Raw genomic sequence first — 19,615 nt, 5'->3', positions numbered from 1 at the left:
AACTGCATCTTTTTCTTCGGCTGCTGAAAGCGATTCTGTCTCCTGCCAGCAGGCTCAGTGAGCTGATCTAAAAATGCGACAATTATGTGAACAAAAATTAAAATAAGGCTAGAGAGTTCGCAGTGGAAAGCGGGGGCGCGGTGCAGAGTCGTCATTCAAATCGCCCTGGTTCAGGCAGGACATCTCGCAGACGGACGCGTCGAGCGCCCCAGCCTCGATACTCCGCGGGGCGCCTGCTGTCCAAAGGCCTGACGAAGGCAGACTGGCCGAAGGTCTGGAGACACCACGATCTGAAGCCCCGCTACGACGTCGTCATCATCGGTGGGGGGCTCCACGGGCTGGCAACCGCCTATTACTTGGCGGCTTATCACGGTGTGCGGAATATCGCCGTGCTGGACAAGGGATATCTGGGCGGGGGCGGATCCGGCCGCAACACAGCAATCGTGAGATCCAACTATCTGACCCCCGAAGGAGTCAGGTTCTACGACCGTTCGCTGAAGCTGTACGAAAACCTGGCCAGCGAGCTGAATTTCAACGTGATGTTTTCCCAGCGTGGACACCTGACTCTGGCGCATAACGACGGCGGGCTGAGAACCATGCGCTGGCGGGCTGAGGTGAACAAGGTCCAAGGGGTCGACTCCGAGGTGATTGGTCCGGAGGAGATCAAGAAGCTCGTACCCAGCATGGACACCTCTGCCCAGGCGAGGTATCCCATCCTGGGGGCTCTCTATCACCCCCCTGGGGGGATCATCCGGCACGACGCCGTGGTCTGGGGATACGCCCGAGCGGCAGCAGGTCTAGGGGTGCACCTGCACCAGGAGACCGAGGTGACCGGTATTGACGTCCGTCACGGCCGCGTCACGGGGGTCCGCACCACGCGCGGGGACATTGCCACCGGGACGGTGGTCAACTGCACCGCTGGCTGGGCAACACTGATCTCTGAGATGGCCGGAGTTGAGATGCCGGTGACCACCTCCCCGCTGCAAGCCGCGGTGACCGAACCCGTCAAACCTTTTCTCGACACCGTGGTGGTCTCCGGAACTCTGCACGTCTACGTCAGCCAGACCGACCGCGGAGAACTGGTCTTCGGCGCCAGCGTGGACCCCTTTACCTCCTATTCGGTGCGCGGGTCCCTCGAGTTCGTTGAAGGACTGGCCTCCAATGTGCTGAAACTGATGCCGGGCTTGTCCAAGATGCGGCTGCTGCGCCAATGGGCCGGGCTCTGTGACATGACCCCCGACTACTCGCCCATCATGGGGCCAACCTCGGTGGAAGGCTTCTTCGTGGATGTGGGCTGGGGCACCTATGGCTTCAAGGCCGGACCCGTGGCCGGAGAAGCTATGGCTGAGTGCATCAGCACCGGCCGCACCCCGCAGATCATCGCCCACTTCGGGCTCGATCGCTTCCGTTCGGGCCGGCTCGTCGGTGAGAAAGGCGCGGCGGCGGTGGGCCATTGATCACATCGCGGCGCCAGGCCCGGCGTCACCACCTACTCCCAAGGAGGTCCCTGAGATGATGCAGCTCCCTTGCCCTTGGTGCGGGCCGCGCAACGTGACCGAATTCCGTCATCACGGTCCGCACTCCCCACGTCCGGAGGTGGAGCCGGCCTCGGTGGAGCAGTGGCACCGCTATCTGTATCTTCAGGAAAACCCCTGCGGACCGGTGGAGGAGAGGTGGTACCACTCCGCCGGGTGCCGGCGCTTCATCAGCATCACCCGTGACACCTACACCAACGCCACGCAACCGGGAGAGCACCCATGACCTCCACCCAGCGGACCGGTCAGCAGCCGCGGCGCCTGCCCCCACAACCCGGCGAAGTGATAGACCGAGACCGGACGCTGCAGTTCCTGTGGAACGGACGGCGGCTCAGCGGCTACGAAGGCGATTCCATCATCTCGGCCCTGGCCGCAGCGGGGGAGCAGGTCTTCTCACGGAGTTTCAAATACCACCGGCTGCGCGGAATACTCAGCGCGACCATGCACGACCCCCACTGCATGCTCCAAGTCGACGACGAGCCCAATGTGCGCGCCGCCCACCGCCTGCTCCGGGAGGGCATGGGCGTGACCTCACAGAACACCTGGCCCTCGCTGCACCTTGATCTGAAAGCCGTGACCCAGCTGGGCGGACGTTTCCTGGCACCGGGCTTCTACTACAAGACGTTCATGTGGCCACGCCGACTGTGGCCGACGTATGAGAAAGTGCTGCGCCAGTTCGTGCACGCAGGCAGAGTGGACCAGTCGGCACGCGGTGAGAGGTACGAAAAGCGCTACGCCCACACGGACGTGCTCGTCGCCGGCGGCGGCCCCGCGGGCATGGCCGCTGCGCTGGCCGCAGCGCAAGCCGGTGCGCGGGTGATGCTGGTGGAAGAGGAGCACCAGCTGGGCGGACACCTCCGATGGGCCAATTCCGCCGGCGCGGCCGAGTTAGCCGACCAGGTCCGCAAGGCGGAGGGGATCCACGTGCTGACCAATGCCACCGTCGCCGCTCGTTACGACGGCAACTGGTGCGCGGTGATTCAGCGCGAGCCCGCCCCGGGGGAGCCGGAGCGGATTCTGAAGACACGGACAGGGAGCTTGGTGGTCGCCGCCGGACTTATCGAACGGCCCTACATCTTTTCCGGCAATGATCTGCCCGGCGTGATGCTCTCCAGCGCTGCACGCCGACTCATCGCCTTGCACGCGGTGGCCCCGGGCGAACGAGCGGTGGTGCTTACTGCGAATCCTGAGGGCGATGCCGCCGTGGCGCACCTGGAGCGGGCGGGAATCGAGGTGGCACGCGTGGTGGATGCCCGCACCGGCGGGAATGTGCGCCGGGCCAGAGGACGGAAGACACTGCAGCAGGTCGAACTCACCGATGGCACCAGGATCGAGGCAGACCTGCTCGTCACCGCCACCGGCTGGACCGCACCGACGGCGCTGTTGAACATGTCCGGGGCTGCACCGGAGTACGTTCCCCAAGCGGCCCGGTTCCTCTCCAGCGCACAGCCTCAAGCAGGGGTCTACAGCACCGGGGGGTTGGTGGGAGACGGCGATGCGGAGCAGCTCCACCAGCACGGCGCTGCAGTGGGAATCCAGGCTGCTCAGCACGCTCTGCGGAAGCGTCGCGCCGCCGTGGCGGCCACCCCCACTGGTGTGCCCGCCACCGAGAATGAGTCTCCCAGCAGCCCCGGCCCGGTGGCCCCCCTGCCGGTGCCCGAGCATCCGGAGCTGTTCCGCTCCACCACCCACGGCATGGTGGACTTTTCCGAAGACGTCACCTCCCGGGATCTGGAGTCCGCAGTCCGGGAAGGTTATGAGAGCTCCGAACTGGTCAAGCGCTACACCACGGTGACGATGGGGCCCACGCAGGGGAAGTTCGAGTTGGTCAACGCCCTGGCCGTCATTGCGTCGACCACCGGGAAGACCATTGCGGAGACCGGTGCCACCACGTGGCGGCCTATGTACACTTCCGTCACGCTGGGCGCCCTGGCTGGCCGGAACTACGATCCGGTGCGGTACTCGGAGCTGCAGCCCTGGCACGCCTCCCATGGAGCGGTGCCGCTGGTCGCTGGCCAATGGATCCGGCCGGAGCACTACGGGGACCCCGTGGCGGAAGTGAAGGCGGTGCGGCGGGGAGTCGGCATCATCGACGTCACCCCTATCGGCAAGCTGGACCTCCGCGGCCCAGACGTGCCCAAGCTGCTCAACCAGCTCTACGTGAACAAGTGGTCGCGGCTGGCCATCGGCCGGGTGCGTTATGGAGTGATGTGCGCCGAGGACGGGGTGGTCTTCGACGACGGCGTCACCGCTCGCCTGGGTGAGGAGCACTACGTGATGAGCACGACTTCCTCAGGGGCCGGCGCGGTGTGGGAGTGGGTGGAGGAGTGGTTGCAGACCATGCACCCGGACTGGCAGGTGCACGTCACTCCGGTCACGACCGCCTACACCAGCATCAATGTGGCCGGGCCGCATTCCCGCCGGTTGGTGTCGCGGCTGACTGAAGGGGTGGATCTCTCTGCGGAGGAGTTCGGCTATATGCGGGTGCGCACCGGCCGGGTGGCCGGGGTGGACGAGTCCATCCTCTGGCGGATCGGGTTCACCGGGGAGCTCTCTTATGAGATCCACGTGCCGGCTTCATACGGGCTTCACGTGTGGGAGGCGCTGCTGAGCGCCGGAGAGGACCTGGGAGTCACACCTTTCGGAGTTGAGGCGCAGCGGGTGCTGCGTTTGGAGAAGGGGCATCTGATTGTCGGTCAGGACACCGACGGGCTGACCAAGGCATACAGCGCCGGGCTGGACTGGGCCGTAAAGCTGGACAAGCCCGACTTCGCAGGAAAGCCGGAGTTGGTCTGGCAGCACGAGCAGGGCTCAGGCCACCGCCTGGTGGCCATTCAACCCGTGGATCCCGGCGTCGTGCCGGAGGAAGCCGCCCAAGTCCTGTTCCCTACGGGAAGGATTGGTGGCCGGATCACTTCCAGTCGGTATTCGCCGACGTTGAACCGCTCCATTTGTCTGGGCCAGGTGGAGCGTGCCCTCAGCGACCCGGGCACCGTGCTGGATATCCGTCTGGCCGACGGCCGGATCGTACAGGGAACCGTGATGCCGCAGCTGGCGCATGTGGACCCCGAGGGGACCCGGTTGAACAATGACACCGGGCCCGAAGCACCGGAGAGGTGGGCAGACCCCGTGGCTCGGGGCTCAGTACCAGCACCGGGGCCAAAGACCAGCATCGCCGGATGGGAAGTCTCGACCGAGCAGAGCATGGCGCCTCTGACCCTGGCGGACGTGACTCCACTGGTGAAGATCAGCGTGCGTGCAGCCCCCGACGGTGTCACAGCTGACCGGATGCCCGCGGCTTTCGGGCAGGCGCGGCCTTGGGGCGATCGGCTCCTGGTGGTGGGCTCAGGCCCCGGGGAATGGATGGTGCTCGCTGAGCCGGGGGAACGAGCCGCAGCCCTGAACGAGCTCAGCGAGATCCTCCAGGATGCGGAGGAGCTCACCTCAATCGTGGACCTTACGCACGGGCGAGCCCTGTTTCAGCTCAGCGGAGAGTCTGCCGCTGAGCTGTTGGCCGCCGTGTGCGCCATCGACCTCGCCGATGACATGGTCCCCGACGGAGCGGCCCTGCGCACCAATGTGGCGGGCGTGGTGACTGACCTTATCCGGCACGACGAGGAAGGCGGGCGCCGGCGGTACCTCCTTCACTGTGAGCGTTCCTCCGGCCGCTACCTGCACGCCACGCTGCTGGATGCCGGGCGCAGTCACGGGGTCGCGGAGACCGGTTATCCTGCCTCCGGGTCGGTCATTCGCCGGTGAAGGTCTGACTGGTGCGGCACTTGCGGCACTGGTGAGGTAGGCTGGTAAGTCGCTGTGCTGCAGTCCGCGGTGGCCAGCGCCGGGTGAGACCGGATTCCTGAACGCGGCACCACATACAAGGAGCTTTACCATGGCTTTGGATCCCGCTGTCAAGCAGCAGATCATCGAGGAGTACGCCACCCACGAGGGCGACACCGGTTCCCCAGAGGTTCAGGTCGCAGTTCTGACCCGTCGGATCTCCGACCTCACCGAGCACCTCAAGGAGCACAAGCAGGATCACCACACCCGCCGGGGGCTGATGATCCTGGTCGGGCGTCGTCGTCGTTTGCTGAAGTACCTCGAGCGCAAAGACATCACGCGGTTCCGTGAGCTGAAGAAGCGACTCGGTATCCGCTGATACTTCGGTCAAGCACCGACACCAAGCACAGTGATGGGCGGCTCCTTGCGGGGCCGTCCATCGTTGTATGAGAGACTGGCGGAAGCCGATACAGCTGACGAACCGACGACGACGCATGGTCCGGTCCTCGGTAGTGGCTTACGGGAGTGCGTGAGGGCACCCGCACCCGTGGGCTTCGATCGATGACCGCCTTGCTCAGGTTCGGCTCGTAACTGCACTGAGCATCTCAGCGCGCTGTGTTGGCCCGCTCATAAGGGGAGTACATCTCCCACGCCAACCGAGGGATCTTCTCCCTCACCGCAACATGAAAGGACACACCCCTATGCAGGGACCTGAGGTTCACACTGCTGAAGCCGTCATTGACAACGGCAAGTTCGGCACATCTACTATCCGCTTCGAGACCGGACGGCTGGCCAAGCAGGCCGCCGGTTCTGCACTGGTCACCCTCGATGAGGAAACCACGCTGCTCTCGGCCACCACGGTCGGCAAATCCCCCCGCGAGGGCTTCGACTTCTTCCCGCTGACCGTCGACGTCGAGGAGCGCATGTACGCCGCCGGGCGGATTCCCGGCAGCTTCTTCCGCCGTGAGGGACGCCCCTCCACGGATGCAATCCTGACCGCTCGGCTGATCGACCGCCCCTTGCGGCCGGCCTTCACCAAGGGCATTCGCAATGAGGTCCAGGTGGTCGAGACCGTGCTCTCGATCAACCCCGACGACCTTTACGACGTGGTGGCCATCAACGCCGCCTCCATGTCCACCCAGCTCTCCGGTCTGCCCTTCTCCGGGCCGATCGGTGGTGTCCGCGTTGCGCTGATCGACAATGGCGACGGCGCCCAGTGGGTGGCCTTCCCCAAGCACTCTCAGCTGGAGACCGCCGTGTTCGACATGGTGGTGGCCGGTCGGGTGGTCGGCGATGACATCGCGGTGATGATGGTCGAGGCTGAGGCTACCGACGACTCGTGGAAGCTGATCAAGGACCAGGGTCGCACCGCTCCCACCGAGGAGATCGTGGCCGAGGGTCTTGAGGCGGCCAAGCCGTTCATCAAAGTGCTCTGCGAGGCGCAGGCTGATCTGGCCTCCCGGGCCGGCAAGCAGCCGGTCGAGGTGCCGATCTTTGAGGACTACCAGGATGATGTCTTCCAAGCAGTCAAGACCGCCGCTGAGGACAAGCTGGCCAACATCTACCAGATCGCCGACAAGCAGCAGCGTGAAGTCGCGGACGCCGAGCTCAAAGCCGAACTGGTGGAGCAGCTCGCCGGTGAAGGCAAGGATTTCGAGGGTCGCGCAGGTGAAGTCGGCAAGGCCCTGTCATCGGTGACCAAGCAGGTTATCCGCCAGCGCATCCTGCGGGACCAGGTGCGCATCGACGGGCGCGGCCTGGCCGACATTCGTCAGCTCACCGCCGAGGTGGAGGTGCTGCCCCGAGTCCACGGTTCGGCGATCTTCGAACGCGGCGAAACCCAGATCATGGGCGTCACCACGCTGAACATGCTGAAGCTGGAGCAGAGCATCGACAGTCTCTCCCCGGAGACCAAGAAGCGCTACATGCACAACTACAACTTCCCGCCTTACTCCGTGGGCGAGACCGGGCGTGTGGGCTCCCCCAAGCGCCGGGAGATCGGCCACGGCGCCCTGGCAGAGCGCGCGATAGTTCCGGTGCTGCCCACCCGTGAGGAGTTCCCCTACGCCATCCGGCAGGTCTCGGAAGCCCTGGGATCCAACGGGTCCACCTCCATGGGCTCCGTCTGCGCCTCCACGCTGAGCCTGCTCAACGCTGGTGTGCCGCTGCGGGCACCGGTGGCGGGAATCGCCATGGGGTTGGTCTCAGATGAGGTCGACGGCGAGACTCGTTACGCCGCGCTGACCGACATCCTTGGCGCCGAAGACGCGTTCGGCGATATGGACTTCAAAGTCGCTGGCACCTCTGAGTTCATCACCGCCATCCAGCTCGACACCAAGCTCGACGGCATCCCCGCCAGCGTGCTGACGGCTGCTCTGAAGCAGGCCCGCGAGGCACGGCTGCACATTCTGGGTGTTATCGGTGCCGCCATCGATGCCCCCGACGAGATGAGCCAGTTCGCCCCGCGCATCATCAGCGTCAGCGTGCCGGTGGACAAGATCGGTGAGGTCATCGGCCCCAAGGGCAAGATGATCAACCAGATCCAGGAGGACACCGGTGCGGACATCTCCATCGAAGATGACGGCACGGTGCTCATCGGCGCCACCACGGGTGAAGCTGCCGATGCCGCCCGCGCGGCCATCAACGCCATCGCCAACCCCACTGTGCCCGAGGTCGGCGAACGCTACCTGGGTACCGTGGTGAAGCTCACCACCTTTGGTGCGTTCATCAGCCTCACCCCGGGCAAGGACGGTCTGCTGCACATCTCTGAGCTGCGCAAGCTCAACGAGGGCAAGCGCGTCAACGACGTCGAGGATGTCCTCGGAGTCGGTCAGAAGATCCAGGTTGAGCTCTCCAAGGTTGATGACCGCGGCAAGCTGAGCCTGATCCCGGTTGTCGACGAACCCGAAGCCAATGAGGACAAGCAGAGCGTCAACCAGGTGGTCACTGAAGACGCGTAAGTGCACCCCAGCCAGCTGACCTGACTGGCTGCGTCAGAAGGGCCGGCAGTGCCCCCAGTACGGGGGAGACTGCCGGCCCTTCTCGTGTCTCGCGCCCGCCCATTTGTATACCCGAGGGGGTATATGTGAGACTTGGTCGCATACCCCATGGGGTATGCAAGGCAGGTTAAGCGATGGAAGGGACATGCACATGTTGTTGGAACGCATCTATGACGAAGACCTAGCCCAGGCCAGCTACTTCATCGGCTGCCAGGCCACTGGCGAGGCGATCGTCATTGACGGCCGCCGAGACGTCCAGGAGTATCTGGACTTGGCACACCGGCACGGAATGCGGATCACCGCCGTGGCGGAGACGCATATCCATGCCGACTACCTCTCAGGCACTCGGGAGATTGCCGCAGTCACCGGCGCTCCGCTCTACGTCTCAGGTGAGGGCAGCCCAGACTGGCAGTACGGCTTCGAGGCCAACCGTCTGCACCACGGCGACGTCATCACCTTGGGCAATATCCGCATTGAGGCCCGCCACACTCCCGGCCACACACCTGAGCACCTCATCTTTCTGGTCACTGACGGAGCGTTCAGCGACGATCCCGGGTACATGATCTCGGGAGACTTCATCTTCGCCGGCGACCTGGGCAGGCCTGATCTGCTGGACGAGGCTGCAGGCGGTCAGGACACTCGATTCGAGGGCGCCAAGCAAATCTTCAAGAGCCTGAAGGACGAGTTCCTCACACTGCCGGACTACGTGCTGGTGCTCCCCGGCCACGGCGCAGGCAGCGCCTGCGGCAAGTCACTGGGTGCGCTGCCTGCTACCACGGTGGGTTACGAGAGGCACAATGCCTGGTGGTCGCAGTACCTCGAGCGCGACGACGAGCAGGGCTTCATCGACGAGATGCTCGATGGGCAGCCCGACGCCCACGCGTACTTCGCAAGAATGAAGCGAGAGAACCGAGACGGGCCCCATGTGTTGGGCAATCTTCAGCCCCTGACCGAGATGACCACCGACCAAGCTCGGCAGGCCATCGAGGAGGAGCGCGCAGTCTTCATCGACACCCGGCCTCACACTGAAGTGCACCGGGGCACAGTGGTCGGCTCCCTGAACATTCCTGCCGACGGCAAGCCCGCCAGCTTCGGGGCCTGGGCCTACGACCCTGAGCGCGAGGACCGGCCGATGATCGTACTGGCCGAGGACGCTGAGGATGCTGAATATCAGCGCGCCCACCTGATGCGAGTCGGCATCGACGCCGTGACCACTTTTGTCACCACCATCGAGGGCCTGCCGCAGACCCGGCCGGCCACCATCAGCCCTGCTGAACTCGAAAACTTCGATTCCGCCCTGCTGCTCGATGTGCGCAACAGATCAGAGCACGCCGAGGACCACATCCCCGGTTCCAAACAGCTCAGTGCCGGGCGAGTGCTGTGGAACCTCGACGAACTCCCACAAAGCGGTCCTATCGTCACCTACTGCCAGTCCGGCCGCCGCAACTCGGTGGCGGCAAGTGCACTGCGCCGCGAAGGCTACGACGTTCGCGAACTCGAAGGCAGCTTCGCCGGCTGGTCGGAGTACGCACACAGCCGCTGAACCACATCGCCACTGCGGGCAGACCGCGGTCTGCCCGCTCTGAGACATGCCCATCCGTGAAAGGAAACTGACTCTTATGACCACCGTGACCTCGCAGACTTCGCCGAAGAGCACTGCTGTGCCCATCAGTCCCACGGAGCTCGCCGAGCGCCTGGGGACTCCCCAGGCCCCGCTGCTGCTCGACGTACGCACACCTGCCGAGTACGAATCGCTGCGGGTGCCGGACTCCCACAATGTCCCGCTGGAGCTGCTGCAGAAGAACTGCGAACGGCTCGCTGGGCAGTACGACGGGGAGGTCGTGCTCATCTGCCAGACCGGCAACCGCGCCAAACAGGCTCAAGAGCACCTGCGCTCCGCCGGCCTGGACTCCGCCCGGGTGCTGAATGGAGGCGTCACCGCCATGGAGGCCGAGCACCAGCATCACACACGGCGCGGCCAGAACCGTTGGGCCATGGACCGCCAGGTCCGCATGGTGGCAGGGAGCCTGGTGCTCACGGGATTCCTCGGTAGCAAGCTCATCTCACCGAAGATCGGTTACCTCGCTGGGGCCGTCGGGGCGGGTCTGACCTTCTCCGCTCTCACCGACTCCTGTGCGATGGCATCAGCACTGCAGAAGATGCCGTGGAACAGGGTGGACGCCGATCCAAGCGTGGAAAAGGTCCTGGCAGAGATTCCCTCCGCCATTCAGGTGAAAGCACCAAGCCGGTGAGCACCGCGCTGCTCGTCACGCTCGTTCTCGCCATTGGCATCGGTCTCAGTCTGGGGCTGCTCGGCGGCGGGGGCACCATCTTGGCAGTGCCGCTGCTGACGTACGTGGCCGGAATGCCGCCCCAGGAAGCCATCGCCGCTTCGATGTTCATCATCGGGGTCACAGCCCTGATCAGCGTCGGGGCACACGCGCGGCGCGGTAACGTGCGATGGCGCATGGGGTTGGTGTTCGGTGCGGCCAGTATGACCGGCGCCTTCGGAGGTGGGGTCCTGGGCAGCCAACTGCCTGGCGTGGTGCTCATGGTCGCTTTCGGAGCCATGATGATCGCCACCGCGCTCGCCATGGTCGTGGACCGCCGGGCGCCCTCCGAGCCGAAATACCGGTCCAAACTTCCCGTTCTCAAGATCGTCATGGAAGGGTTGGTTGTCGGGCTGGTCACTGGGGTGGTCGGGGCCGGAGGAGGGTTTCTCGTAGTGCCCGCCCTGGTCCTGCTGGGGGGATTGCCCATGTCAGCCGCAGTCGGAACCTCACTGCTGATCATCTCGATGAAGTCATTCACCGGGATGGCCGGATATCTGACCTCAGTAAGTATCGACTGGGGCCCGGTGCTGCTCATCACCGGTGTGACCGTCGCTGGCGCACTCCTCGGCTCAGCGGTGAGCTCCAAAGTGCCTGACAAGATGCTGAAGAAAGCTTTCGGTTACATGGTCCTTGCGATGGGCGTGATTGTTCTCCTCTACGAGCTGCCGATCCTCTACGGTCTCACCACGGGTATTCTCATTGTCATCACCCTGATCCTGGTCAAGGTCCTGCAGCGTCGCCGGACAGGTACAGACGCACCAGGCACGCCCCCCTCCGCACAGGAAGTGGGAGCTTCCCAGGAGACCGCCCTGAGAGGAGTACCTCATGAAAGAAGCTGACCCGGAGACCCAGCGAAAGATCCTGAACCGACTCAAGCGCGCCCGAGGCCAGCTGGACTCCGTGATCCGAGCGGTGGAGACCGGCGGCAACTGCCGCGATGTGGTCACACAGTTAGCGGCAGTCTCCCACGCACTGGACCGGGCGGGCTTCAGCGTGGTCTCCTCCGCCATGCAGTACTGTCTCACCGACCCAGAAGCCGCCCGAGAGACTGATGATGGGCTCACTGTCGAGGAACTCGAAAAGCTTTTCCTCTCACTGTCCTGAGCAGTCCCGGTAGCGTAGGACAATGGTGCACAGCCCTCCGCCGACCAGCCACCCTGCGGCCAGCCCCGCTCCGCAGCGGACTTCGCCACCTGCTGGCCTCAGTGACTTGCATTCGCACGTTTCGGAATTGGTCGCCCAGCAGCCCTTCGCGGTGCACTGGCAGATCCGAGCCCTGCAGGGTGCCGCTGCGCCACAGACCCGCGCCAGTATCGGCCAGGGTGACGCGGCTCAGGTGGCCTCGTTCAGCACCCGCAAGGTGAGCTTATTGCTGGCATGCCTGGCGCTGGTGCACCGCGGGGACGTGGATTTGGACCAGCGGTTGCTCATCACCGAGGAGATGCGGGAGGGTGTCCAGGCCGGGATCATGAAAAACCTCGCCCCTGGGGTGGAACTGAGCCTGGAAGACCACCTCCGGCAGATGATGATCAGCTCCGACAATATCTGCACCCAGCTGGTCTTTGAAGCCATCGCGCAAGCCACCGGAGACAGCCTGCAGTGGGTCAACGACTATTGCTCCTGGATCGGCATGCACGCCACGTTGCACCGCGAGATCTTCCCGCGCAGCGGCGACCTGGCCTGGCATCACAGCATCCACCAGATGACGGTGACCACCCCCCGGGACCAGGCGTGGCTGCTGGAACTTCTCGGCAGGGCCGCAGCCGACGACGCCGTCGCAGCAGCACTGCACTTGAGCCCTAGTCTGTGCCGGTTCGCCGTGACGCTGATGCGGCAGATTCACACCCCACTGCTGGGTGCGCTCACCACCGCGGTGGGATTCGCCGAGAAGAACGGTAGGGGGCTACGCAGCCTCTCCCAGGTGGGACTCGCGCTGGACCCGCAGGACACGGCAGTGGCAGCCGTGGCCGTGTTCGCTGAACAGATACCCACTGAGCTGCCCACCGGTCGCCCCGGACGCCTAGCCGTCTACGAGCTGTTCGCAGGCATCGGCCGAGCAGTGGAGCAGTGGCACATGCGACAGCGTCCCACTCAGCACAGCAGCCCGTCGCTGGCTCCGCAACGCTCGGAGAACCTGGAGACCACCCATGGAGAGACCACCCATGGAGAGACCACCCACGGACCGATACCTCACTGCTGGAAGGTGCTGGCACCGTCCACGCCGCCACAGGGGGAGGAGGCGCCGGCCACCGCCCATCCGCTCAGCGGAGCCGGGAAGCTTCTCGCCGCGCTCGCGATCGCCGAGGCCGGAGCCGAGGATCCCGTCCTGCTCCGGGACCCGGTGACGATCACCGCAGAAGACCGCAGAGCCGCGGCGGTAGGCCCCCTGCGCACCCACACCGGTGAGCTGACTCTGTGCTTGGCTGACGCGCTCGCTCTGGTGATCGCCACCTCAGATGCCTCAGCCGCGTTGGCGCTGCGGCGAACGCTGAAGCGCCGGCGCATGGATCTGCCTGCCGCAGCAGAGGAGGTCATCGGCAGAGTTTCACAGTCGCTTCAGACGCTGGAGCGGACCGTCATCACTGCGGAGGAGGACGTCCATGACGCCACCGGTGATCTGCTCACTGGGCGCAGCTCCCCGGGGGACCTGGTCACCCTGCTGACCGCCCTGGCGCAGGCGGGGGGCCTGCAGAACCCGGCGGCGTCGTCGGCTCCGCACCCGCCGCAGCGCCCAGCAACGGGAATCAGCCACACGGCAGCCGAGCAGGTGCTGGGCTGGATGGCCGGAGTCTTCGAACCCACCGGGCTCGCCTACGGACTGCCTGGCTATGGACCCCGCCGCGTGCCGCAGTGGAGCGTCTCCGGACTGGAGCTGCGTGCCACCCCCGCAGTGCGCGGCTGGACCTCCGTGCTCATCACACGCCAGGACCCGGTGGGAGCGGGAACCAGCCTTGCCGTGGCCGCGGCCCACCTTCCACACCTGAGTGCGGCCGGACAGAACAGCACATTGAGCCCGGCGCAGCGGTTAGGGGCACTGGGGCTGGGAGTCTACCGCGCCTTGCCGGGCGCAGCCGGGCGAACAGATCAACCCGCACGCGAGCGAGTGACGTGAGGGCGGCCCACGCGGGCCCATAGTCCTTCGTCCATACGCGGCAGGCCCTTACCATGAGCATTGAGGCTCTCTGGCGCGAGGTGGGGGAGGACTCACAGTGTCAAGGTCCCTTCCCGGGGGAGACGATTCTTCCCGCAACCGCTCCGCTCCTAGTGCGCGCCGTCCTGGCTGTGACCCCGGCGTTCCCCGGCCGCTGTGGGCGAGGAGTCGCGCCGAGTTCGGAGCCGTGATGGTATGAGCGAGCACGCGGCAGAGAGCAGGTGGGTTTCCTGGGTGGGAATCGGCCTCTTCGTGGCCCTGGCCTCAGCGGGGTATTTCTACAATCTCACCTTCATCCAGCTCGGCGTGGTGGATCTGGGTTCACGTGTCCTTGAGCTGCCGGCGGGGAGAATTGCACAGGCGATGGCACTCTTAGCAGGTGTCACTTTGGTGGTGGCGCTGGGGACAGGGCTAGTGATGCATCGTCGGCGCTGGAGTGAAAGCTTCAAATTCAAACTGCAGTTGCTGGCTGCCGTGGCGGTACTGCAGACGGCATTGACCCTGGTGGCTCCCCTGCTCCGCAGTCAGACGGAATTGACCGTGTGGATCGTACTTGCCTCGATAGGTTTGGGTCTTGGAGTCCCGTGCCTGTTCGGGCTGACCTGCGACCTCGTCCCCATCCGCCACCGCGGCATTGTCGCGGCGGCGGTGACCTCGGCCGCGTTCCTACCTGCTGCGGTGTTCGCCTCCGATTGGCGTATCGACCAGTTTGCCGCGCAGATGGTGTGGTTCATGATTCCCAGCACGGTGGGTCTGCTGGTCCTTGCCTTTTATCCCATGGCCAGTGACGGCTTCCCTGGCGCGACAGCACCGCCTGGACAGTTACGGTCCCGGGCGCTTTGTGCGTCAAGGTGTGCGCGGGTGGCCGAGAACTGCGTTCATACTCTGCCTGGCACTCATGTTCGGTGTCTACTTCGTCGACAGCTTGGGGTTCATACGCATTATCGATACGCCTATTTACCTCAGGTTCGCATGGGGCTCTGCGGAGTCTGAAACGCTCTGGGCTATCGGTATCGCGCACGTGCTCGCCGCCCTCTTCGCCGGAATTCTTTACCGAACGCTGCCGTTAGTCGTGCTGCTGGGTGGGGCCTTCGGGCTCTTCGCTCTCGTCCAGCTCAGCTACATGTTCCATGCGCTGACCATGCCGCAGGCACCGCCAACTCTGGGGATGCCCTTGCTCTACGCCGTGGCGGTGAGCATCTACACGGTGTTGAACTTCGCCATCTGGGCGGACTTCTCCACTCCGGCAACGATCGCGCGCAACGCCGCGCTCGGGGTCGGGGTGGCCGGTTGGTTGGCGACGTTCGCGGCCACCGCACTGTCGATCTGGTGGGCGGCCATTGAGCTTCCGTTTGCCGCGCACCTGAGAGCAGTGGCCGCGATCAGCTTCTTCTTATTCAGCAGCTGTGTGGTCCTCTTCCTCTTCCGCAACAGGCAGCGCTTCCACCAGACTGACCCACAGTAGAGGGGTCGTCATGACAGTTGCCGCGGCGTCGGGGCTATGTTCAGTGGCGACCCGCCTGCGGGTTGGCCGAGATGTGGCAAAATAGGACCAACTGAATACAGGCCACGTCCCTGATGCGGGAGAGTTCGTCCGGTCACTGACCGTTCGGCGCCGAAGGAGCAAGGAACCCCCTCCGAATCTCTCAGGCCAGGCGGGACCGCAGCGGGGTGGCGACTCTGGAAAGCAGCGGAGGCTCACCCTCCCTCACCGAAGGTGCAAACCGGTAACTCCGGCGAATCTCTCAGGTTTGATCACAGAGCAAGGGGCACTGACCTGTTTCATCCCCTGCCCGTAAGGTTGAGCCTATGACTTACTCAATACCCGCTGGATTCGCCTCCCGGCATATGGGTCCTACTGACGCCACAGCGGAGACCATGCTGAGCACTCTCGGTTACGACTCCGTGGAGGATCTCGTTGACTCCGCGGTCCCCGGGGGCATCCGGCAGCAAGCACCGCTGAACCTGCCACCAGCACTGTCTGAATCCGAGGCGCTCGCCGCCCTCCGCCGGTATGCGGGCCAGAACCAGGTGAAGACACAGATGATCGGCCAGGGTTACTACGGCACACACACCCCCAGCGTGATCCTGCGCAATGTGCTGGAGAACCCCGCCTGGTACACCGCCTACACTCCCTATCAGCCGGAGATCAGCCAGGGCCGGTTGGAGGCGCTGCTGAACTTCCAAACGATGGTGGCCGACCTCACCGGGCTGGACCTCGCCAACGCGTCCCTGCTGGATGAGGCTTCCGCAGTGGCGGAAGCGATCCTGCTGATGCGCCGGTCGAACAAGAAGCACGCCAAAGCCAAAATTGTCGTCGACGCTGATATCTTCCCGCAGACCCGCGCGGTCATAGAAGGGCGCGCCCAGGCGGTCGGCATTGAGCTGCAGTTCGCCGACCTCACTGAGGGCCTGCCGGAAGGCGAGCTCTGCGGACTGGTGCTGCAGCAGCCGGGCAACTCCGGGGCTGTGGTCGACCACAGCGCGGTCATCGCCGAGGCGAAGGAGCGCGGCGGGCTGGTCAGCATCGCCGCTGACCTGCTGGCGCTTACCCTCATGACCTCACCGGGGGAGCAGGGTGCTGACATCGCTGTCGGCAGCTCGCAGCGCTTCGGGGTGCCCCTGTTCTTCGGCGGTCCACATGCGGCCTACATGGCAGTGAAATCCGGGCTGCAGCGCCAGCTCCCCGGACGCCTGGTCGGGGTCTCCAAAGACGCCGAGCAGCGCCCCGCCTACCGGCTTGCCCTGCAGACACGTGAGCAGCACATCCGCCGCGAGAAAGCCACCTCCAATATTTGCACCGCGCAGGCGCTGCTGGCCGTGGTCGCCTCCATGTACGGGATCTATCACGGCCCAGAGGGGCTGACCCGGATCGCAGAGCGCGCCCACAATCAGGCCCGGGCCCTCGCCGAGGTGCTGCGCGGGGCCGGATGGCAATTGGTCACCGAGTCCTTCTTCGACACTGTGCAGGTCCGCTGCGACTCTGCCCAGCAAGCCCAGGAACTGGTCACCAAAGCGGAATCCGCCGGCATCAACCTGCGCCGCGTCAATGACACCACCGTGGGGGTGAGCACTGACGAGACCACCACCACCCGTGAAATGTACCTGCTGGCCTACGCCTTCGGCCTGGTGGAAAAGCCCAGCCAAGCCGCTGACCTCTACGACGGCGTCGAGTTTGAGGGCGAGTACGCCTTCAGCGACACCCTGGTGCGCACCAGCGAGTTCATGACCCACCCCATCTTCCACTCCGTGCGGTCTGAGACGCAGATGATGCGTTACCTGCGGCGCCTGGGCGACCGGGACCTCGCTCTGGACCGGACGATGATCCCCTTGGGCTCCTGCACGATGAAGCTCAATGCTGCCACTGAGATGGAGGCCATCTCCTGGCCGGAGTTCGCCGGGATCCACCCCTATGCACCTGAGCACCAGACCGAGGGCTGGCGCGGCCTGATCACGGATCTGGAGCAGCGGCTGACCGAGATCACCGGATATGCCGGGGTCTCCATTCAGCCCAATGCCGGGTCCCAGGGAGAGTACGCCGGGCTGCTGGCCATCCACGAATACCACCTCTCCAAGGGTGACTCCGCCCGGGATATCTGTCTGATCCCCGCCTCAGCACACGGCACCAACGCCTCCTCCGCAGTCCTGGCCGGTCTGCAGGTCGCAGTGGTCGCCACCGCGGAAGACGGCACGATCGACCTGGCTGATCTTGACGCGAAGATCGAACAGTACCCCGGGCGCATCGCCGCGATCATGATTACCTACCCCTCCACCCACGGTGTCTACGAGGCTGACGTGCGGCAGGTGTACCACAAGGTCCACCAGGCTGGCGGTCAGGTCTACATCGACGGGGCCAATCTCAACGCCCTGGTGGGACTGGCCCAGCCGGGAGAATTCGGCGGCGACGTCTCTCACCTGAACCTGCACAAGACCTTCTGCATCCCGCACGGAGGCGGCGGCCCCGGTGTAGGCCCGGTCGCGGTGGCTGAGCACCTGCTGCCCTTCCTGCCCGGACACCCGGAGGACCCCGCTGGCCACGCCCCGGTCACTGCCACGGCGTATGGCTCGGCGGGCGTGCTGCCCATCAGCTGGGCGTATCTCGCCATGATGGGGGCCGAAGGCCTCACCAGCGCCACCGCCCACGCCCTGCTCAGCGCCAACTACATTTCCCGACGGCTGGCCGACCACTTCCCGACCCTCTACACCGGTGAGAACGGACTGGTCGCCCATGAGTGCATCCTGGATCTGCGCGAACTCACCAAGGCCAGCGGTATCACCGCCGAAGATGTCTGCAAACGTCTGATTGACTACGGTTTCCACGCTCCCACGCTGGCTTTCCCAGTGGCCGGGACGCTGATGGTGGAACCGACTGAGTCGGAGGATCTGGAGGAGATCGAGCGGTTCATCCAGGCGATGATCGCCGTGCGCGCCGAGATCCAGCAGGTCATTGACGGCGAGCACGACGTCGCCGACTCACCAGTGCGCCACGCGCCCCACCCGGCAGCAGTGGTGGCCGCTGAGGAGTGGAACCGCCCCTACTCCAGGGAGCAGGGCGCATTCCCGGTGCCGGAACTGCGGCAGGACAAGTACTTCCCACCGGTGAGCCGGATCGACGGCCCCCATGGGGACCGCAATCTGGTCTGCTCCTGCCCGCCCCCCGAAGCGTTTGAGGTGAACTGATGACGGAATTGAAGAAGACCGCCCTGGCTGCTGAACATGAGGCGTTGGGCGCCTCGTTCACGGACTTCGGGGGCTGGCACATGCCGCTGAAGTACACCTCCGAGCTGGAAGAGCACCGCGCGGTGCGCAGCACGGCTGGCATGTTTGACCTCTCTCATATGGGAGAGGTGCGGGTAGTCGGGCCCGACGCCGCCACCTTCCTCAACACCGCTCTGGTGGGCAATCTGGCGAACATCGAGCCAGGCAAGGCCAAGTATTCGCTGATCTGCACCCCGGAGGGTGGGATCATCGATGACCTGATCACCTACCGGATGGGTGAGCAGGAGTATCTGGTGATTCCCAATGCCGGCAACCGGGAAACGGTGGCGGCAGCGCTGACAGACCGAGCGGCTGGGTTCGACGTTGAGGTCTGGGACGAATCCGAAGGCATCAGCCTGATTGCTGTGCAGGGCCCGGCCAGCGCGGCGATTCTGCGCTCCATGGTGCGAGCTGATGAGGTCGAGCTGGTGGACGGTGTCTCCTACTACGCCCATACCACTGTCACCATCGGTGGTCAGCAGATTCTGCTCGCCCGCACCGGATACACCGGGGAGGACGGGTTTGAACTCTACTTGCCCAATGACAAGGCTGGCGCGCTGTGGCGCGCCCTGCTGGAGGGCGGCGCCGATTTCGGGCTGACTCCCTGCGGCCTGGCCTGCCGGGACTCGCTGCGCCTGGAGGCTGGCATGCCGCTCTACGGCAACGAGCTGACCACCTCGCGTAAGCCCCAGGAGGCCGGACTGCCGGTGGTGGCCTTCTCCAAGGAGGAGAACTTCGTGGGCCGAGCTGCGCTGGAGCAGGCGAAGGCCGAAGGCCTCGGCCGCACCACCGGCCAGCGCTTGGTGGGTCTGAAGGCGGCCGGGAAGCGGGCCGCCCGCACCGGCCACGTGATCCAGAATCAGGAGGGGACCCCGATCGGAGAAGTGACATCAGGGGCGCCCAGCCCCACGCTCGGCTATGCCATCGCTATGGGATACGTCGATGTGGCGTACACGGAGCCGGGCACGGAGGTCCAGGTCGATGTACGGGGCAAGCCCATTCCGTTCAAGGTCGTCAAACCACCGTTCTACAAGCGGCAGGGCAGCAGTTCCTGATCAACGG

Annotated in this window: 14 protein-coding genes and 2 riboswitches; all 14 genes read left to right on the top strand. The window is 65.0% G+C overall.

Features of this window, described 5'->3' with window-relative positions:
- The first annotated feature begins 248 nt into the window (after positions 1–248).
- The 14 genes from FEF27_RS07030 to gcvT all read left to right on the top strand — a co-directional run bounded on the left by FEF27_RS07030 (position 249) and on the right by gcvT (position 19,608).
- The gene (locus tag FEF27_RS07030) at positions 249–1,457 is read left to right on the top strand and encodes an FAD-dependent oxidoreductase (RefSeq protein ID WP_341805711.1); all 1,209 of its coding nucleotides are present in this window, start codon (positions 249–251) and stop codon (positions 1,455–1,457) included.
- Between the two features lie 55 nt (positions 1,458–1,512).
- Complete coding sequence (locus FEF27_RS07025) at positions 1,513–1,761, top strand: sarcosine oxidase subunit delta (RefSeq protein WP_138170142.1); 249 nt, start codon at positions 1,513–1,515, stop codon at positions 1,759–1,761.
- Positions 1,758–5,294 carry a 2Fe-2S iron-sulfur cluster-binding protein gene (locus FEF27_RS13785; RefSeq protein ID WP_138170141.1) on the top strand — a complete coding sequence of 1,179 codons (3,537 nt, stop codon included), beginning with the start codon at positions 1,758–1,760 and terminating at the stop codon, positions 5,292–5,294. The genes FEF27_RS07025 and FEF27_RS13785 overlap by 4 nt, the downstream gene beginning before the upstream one ends.
- 130 nt (positions 5,295–5,424) lie before the next feature.
- Positions 5,425–5,691 (top strand): 30S ribosomal protein S15, encoded by a 267-nt coding sequence (gene rpsO / locus FEF27_RS07015; RefSeq protein ID WP_138170140.1) that lies wholly within the window; start codon positions 5,425–5,427, stop codon positions 5,689–5,691.
- Between the two features lie 322 nt (positions 5,692–6,013).
- Complete coding sequence (locus tag FEF27_RS07010) at positions 6,014–8,272, top strand: polyribonucleotide nucleotidyltransferase (RefSeq protein ID WP_138170139.1); 2,259 nt, start codon at positions 6,014–6,016, stop codon at positions 8,270–8,272.
- Between the two features lie 190 nt (positions 8,273–8,462).
- On the top strand, positions 8,463–9,854 hold the full coding sequence (locus tag FEF27_RS07005; RefSeq protein ID WP_138170138.1) for an MBL fold metallo-hydrolase: 1,392 nt from the start codon (positions 8,463–8,465) through the stop codon (positions 9,852–9,854).
- A 76-nt stretch (positions 9,855–9,930) separates the two neighbouring features.
- Positions 9,931–10,563 carry a rhodanese-like domain-containing protein gene (locus FEF27_RS07000; protein WP_138170137.1) on the top strand — a complete coding sequence of 211 codons (633 nt, stop codon included), beginning with the start codon at positions 9,931–9,933 and terminating at the stop codon, positions 10,561–10,563.
- Entirely contained in the window at positions 10,560–11,483 is a 924-nt protein-coding gene (locus FEF27_RS06995; protein WP_138170136.1) for a sulfite exporter TauE/SafE family protein, read from the top strand. Before FEF27_RS07000 ends, FEF27_RS06995 begins: the two co-directional genes overlap by 4 nt.
- Positions 11,470–11,748 carry a metal-sensitive transcriptional regulator gene (locus FEF27_RS06990; RefSeq protein WP_138170135.1) on the top strand — a complete coding sequence of 93 codons (279 nt, stop codon included), beginning with the start codon at positions 11,470–11,472 and terminating at the stop codon, positions 11,746–11,748. The genes FEF27_RS06995 and FEF27_RS06990 overlap by 14 nt, the downstream gene beginning before the upstream one ends.
- Positions 11,749–11,770: 22 nt before the next feature.
- Complete coding sequence (locus FEF27_RS06985) at positions 11,771–13,756, top strand: serine hydrolase (protein WP_138170134.1); 1,986 nt, start codon at positions 11,771–11,773, stop codon at positions 13,754–13,756.
- 234 nt (positions 13,757–13,990) lie between these two features.
- The gene (locus FEF27_RS06980; RefSeq protein ID WP_138170133.1) at positions 13,991–14,788 is read left to right on the top strand and encodes an MFS transporter; all 798 of its coding nucleotides are present in this window, start codon (positions 13,991–13,993) and stop codon (positions 14,786–14,788) included.
- A 28-nt stretch (positions 14,789–14,816) separates the two neighbouring features.
- A complete protein-coding gene (locus FEF27_RS06975) occupies positions 14,817–15,260 on the top strand; it encodes a hypothetical protein (protein ID WP_166429946.1) in 444 nt (147 codons plus the stop codon).
- 106 nt (positions 15,261–15,366) lie between these two features.
- Positions 15,367–15,469, top strand: a riboswitch (glycine riboswitch).
- 4 nt (positions 15,470–15,473) lie between these two features.
- A riboswitch (glycine riboswitch) is annotated at positions 15,474–15,558 on the top strand.
- 46 nt (positions 15,559–15,604) lie between these two features.
- Complete coding sequence (gene gcvP / locus FEF27_RS06970) at positions 15,605–18,475, top strand: aminomethyl-transferring glycine dehydrogenase (protein ID WP_138170131.1); 2,871 nt, start codon at positions 15,605–15,607, stop codon at positions 18,473–18,475.
- Complete coding sequence (gcvT, locus tag FEF27_RS06965; RefSeq protein ID WP_138170130.1) at positions 18,475–19,608, top strand: glycine cleavage system aminomethyltransferase GcvT; 1,134 nt, start codon at positions 18,475–18,477, stop codon at positions 19,606–19,608. Before gcvP ends, gcvT begins: the two co-directional genes overlap by 1 nt.
- Positions 19,609–19,615: the final 7 nt, after the last annotated feature.

Source organism: Nesterenkonia sphaerica (genome assembly GCF_005771565.1).
GTDB lineage: Bacteria > Actinomycetota > Actinomycetes > Actinomycetales > Micrococcaceae > Nesterenkonia > Nesterenkonia sphaerica.
Note: the sequence above shows the minus strand (reverse complement) of the source record. Positions and strands in the feature narration are given on the sequence as shown.